The sequence below is a fragment of the bacterium genome, assembly GCA_040757115.1.
Taxonomy (GTDB): Bacteria; UBA9089; CG2-30-40-21; order CG2-30-40-21; family SBAY01; genus JBFLXS01.
On the sequence record JBFLYA010000302.1, the window covers coordinates 1 to 4,115 of the forward strand.

At 33.7% G+C, this 4,115-nt stretch carries 3 protein-coding genes; all 3 read right to left on the minus strand.

The features are described 5' to 3' along the window. Window positions 1-173 precede the first annotated feature (173 nt). The gene (locus AB1422_17510; GenBank protein MEW6621101.1) at window positions 174-1,103 is read right to left on the minus strand and encodes an NAD-dependent epimerase/dehydratase family protein; all 930 of its coding nucleotides are present in this window, start codon (window positions 1,101-1,103) and stop codon (window positions 174-176) included. Between the two features lie 624 nt (window positions 1,104-1,727). Further along, a complete protein-coding gene (locus AB1422_17515; GenBank protein ID MEW6621102.1) occupies window positions 1,728-2,915 on the minus strand; it encodes a glycosyltransferase family 4 protein in 1,188 nt (395 codons plus the stop codon). 238 nt (window positions 2,916-3,153) lie between these two features. Next, entirely contained in the window at window positions 3,154-3,357 is a 204-nt protein-coding gene (locus tag AB1422_17520; protein MEW6621103.1) for a HEPN domain-containing protein, read from the minus strand. Window positions 3,358-4,115: the final 758 nt, after the last annotated feature.

Sequence of the window (4,115 nt, forward strand, 5' to 3'; positions counted from 1 at the left end):
AAGCATTTTTTAAAAAAAATAATAAAATTTTTTAATAATACTCGTATGCACACTTTTAAGGTCTAAAATTTGCCTATCCCCTTGATTATTAAAAGGTTATCCCTTCTTTATAGGCTCTTTTTGAGGGGAAGTTCCGTTAGAAGTAGCATAAAATTTACGAAAGTCCAGATTCACTAACTCGCTAATTTAATTTCCTGCCAGGAATATAAAATTCCATCCATTAATGAAACTTTAGGTTGCCAACATAGTTCTTGTTTAGCTCGTTTAATATCAAGAACATTAATTGGGACATCATAAGGACGACCCTGTTTATACTGAATCTCAAATTCTTTTCCGGTAACCTTTCTTATTATGTTTAACAATTCATTAAGTGAAGTTCCTTTACCATCGCCAATATTAAAAATTTTATTTTTGGTTTGCATCTCACAAGAAAGTATAAATGCCTCCACTACATCATCAATATAGATATAATCGCGAACTACCGTTCCATCACCCCAGATGATAATAGGTTCTTTGTTCTTTACTTTATTAAGGAAAACATCTATTGCTCCTTGTTGCCGAAATGTGTTAAGTCTGCCACCATAAAAATTGGAAGTGCGTAAAATAACATAATCTAACTTATAGAGATGATGATACATATAAAGATATTTTTCTATTGTAAGTTTAGTAATACCATAGGAACATAAAGGATATGTCGGATGTAACTCTGGAATTGGTAAAGTTTGGGGAATACCATAGACAGTACCTCCTGAGGAAGAGAATATAATTTTTTTAATCTTTTGTTTTCTACAGACTTCAAACAATTGGATTGAGCCTATAACATTACTTTTAAGGTCATAGGCAATGTCTTCCATCGAATCCTGAGGGACTACTGTACAGGCTAAATGGAATACAAAGTCCACATCGATAACCGCAGATTGGATGACAGAAGGCTTAGTAAAATCGCCTTTTATTAACTTAATCTTATCCAGGAATGGAGTTAAATCAGGATATTCTTTATGAGGTAGCTCTAATATTCTCACTTTATAGTTTTTTTCTAAAAGCCTTTTGGTTAAGTGTGATCCTAAGAAACCGCCTCCTCCAATAATTAAACATTCATTCATCAGATAATTCTCCTGAAAATGTCTATAAGTCATTGATTTGCAAGAACGTACAAATTTCGACTAAAAAGCTTTTTCCCCACCACGAAGACACGAAGAATTAAACAACAAATCTCTTAATTTCCTTTAATTCTTTCTTCGTGAACTTCGTGGTTCCTTCGTGCTCTTCGTGGTTTATTTTCATCTCCCTTTGTGAGCCGCAGGTTCATGAGTGTTCTTCTGAAAATAGGAAGTAGAAAGTAGAGAGTAGAAAGTAGAAAGTAAAGAAAACATCACTCCTCACGCCTATCTCCTTACCTCCCACCTTCTATCTCCTACCCCTATTTTCATCCTCCTTTGTGTCCACCCTGTGGACATGTCCGTTTCTCCTGAAAATAGTTTTTAGCCACAGATAAACGCAGAAGGACACAGATTGATTTAGCCACTGAATACACGAAAACTCACTGATAAATTATTATAGAAGTTAAGAGGCTAAGAAGATAAGAAGTTAAGATTCTTAAAAGCAAATTAACCTCTCATCTTCTCATCTTCTCAACTTCTTATCCTCTTATCCTTCAGTGTTTTCAGTGACTTCAGTGGCTATTTTCATTTCTCCTCTGCGAGTTGCTGAGTTATGACTGCTTCTGCTCATACAGATTCAGATTTTAAAAGATGGATTTTCTTATAAATTTCTTCAGTTTGACGAGCTACCTTTTCCCATGAATATCCTTCAGCCGTCCGACGGGCATTTTCTCCCATTTGTTTTATACAGTGTTCATTTTCGAGGAAGAAACTTATTTTTTGAGCAATATCAAGTGCATCTCTCTGAATAAAAAATCCATTGTAACCATCCTCAATTAATTCTTCAGTTCCACTAACTTTTGTAGCTACTATAGGCAATCCAGATGCTATAGCTTCCAATGTAGCTAATGAAAATGCTTCGTAGAGCGTTGGAAATACAAAAATATCAGATGCGGCGTAATATCTTTTAAGGGGAGTTGGTTGAAGAAATATTATCTGATGAGCAACCTTTAACTTTTCTGATAGAAATACATAAGGTTTTATTTTATCTCTACCAATGACAATAAGTTTTACCCGCTCACTTTTAATCAAAGGAAGTGCTTCAATAATATATTTTAATCCTTTCCTTTTAAACTCATAGGCTATAAATATGAGAACCAAATCGTCTTTTTTAATATTAAGTTCTTTCCTGACTTCATCTCTAAATTCTTCCCTATTTTTAGGATTAAATTCATTAATATCAACTCCATTAGGAATAACTATTATATTTTCTTCTGGAGTTTTATAATCGGCTATAATTTCTCTCTTTATCCATTCAGTAGGTGAAATTATTATTACATTTTTCTTACTCCCTCGTCGTTGATATGAAAATTTCTCTATTAAAAAGACGATTAAGTTTAGCGGATTTAAGATAGTATTTTTTAAATAATTATAAGTTCCCCACCCACTATTTCTGGCAACTCTGACAGCAGTTTTATGACTACTTTGTGAAGTATATACATCAAAAGGTATGAAGCAATCACCATAGGAATGAACAATATCAAAGTTTGATGGTCTAATTTTCAATTTACTCATTAAGACAAAACTATATACCTGTAATATGGTGGCTAAACCTGCTTTCTTTCGTTGCAAAAAGAAGTTACCTTTCAACATTGGCACTTTATGGAAGATAATTTTATCACTCGAGATATCTTGCCATGAGTTAGCGAATATATGGACCTCATGTGTATGGCTGAATATCTCGGCTAATTCTGCTACACATCGTGAAATTCCCCCTTTCTTATTGCATGTTCTTGTAATAAAAGCAATTTTCATAATGTCTCCTTTGTTTTATACTCAACAACGGCATAAATTAAGATTTTGTAAGTGAACAGTGTGTAATAAAGGGAAAGTGGAAAACTGGGGAAAAGGGTAAAAGTGATTCCATTTTTTCTTTTCCCATTTTTCCCTGTTTTTTCCCCTTTTCCCTTATAAATCAGTAATGTCAAAAACTAACCATAGAGAACACAGAGAAAATTATTGTTTGGAATACGAAAGTTAACAGCAAAGGGTGTCAAAAAAAACGCACATCTTCTAATCTCTTTGGTAAAACAATACCTTGCTCTTTGCTCACGTCTATCAAGTCAGCCAATCGATGAGTAAATGGAAATTTAATCCCTTGATAGGCCAAGACCGCTTTTAGCATCTTCTCATCCGATTGTTGAGCATGAAAACCGAAAATCTCATCAGGAATCTCCGGGTCTTGACTGATAGGAATTTGCTTTTTTGAATGTTCCTGAGCCTGTCAGGAACAGGCTTTGGGTATTATATCCATTTGTGCCCATTGTGAGAATATTCTACCAGAAATTTTATCCTTTGTCAACAAAAAATTCGGTTCTTTTGAAAATGGACATTGCCAATAGTGATTTTGGACACACTTATCCTACGGAAGGTAATTGGAAGGTCATAAAAGAATAGGGTTCTGCAAAATAGGATTTGGGGGAGATAACTGAGAGTTAGACCTGAAATTAAATCAAAAATCAAATATCAAAATGCAAAATTACAAATCAAATTTCAAGTTGATAGTTGATAGTTTATAGTTGATAGTTGAAGGACTATAGACTATAAACTATAAACGAGTTTTGCATTTTGCTCTTTGGAGGAAATCCCTTTTGGACACCAAATCTGCATAGATTTCACTATTAGAGTTATTTTCAGACACCACCAAATTTTCTTAGGCTTATTTTTTTACCAAAAGTTCTTCTATTTCTTTAACCCAAGTTCGCCGCTTAAAAAAATAAGTCTTGTATTATCAACAACTTACAGAGCAGAGAGGTTGAGTTTTGGCACTACAGTATGAATCCCCACAAAATGATTTGACTGTTTTCCCTGGTTGATAAGGTAACTCCAGGAGTAAGCGTTCAGGTGGTGTAACAAAAGGAGATGTGGAGATTAAGGAGATAGGGAGATATTATTAAAAAAATTGAAATTAATAGAAACTAATAGAAATTTATGGAAATTTGTTGTTTTCCACAA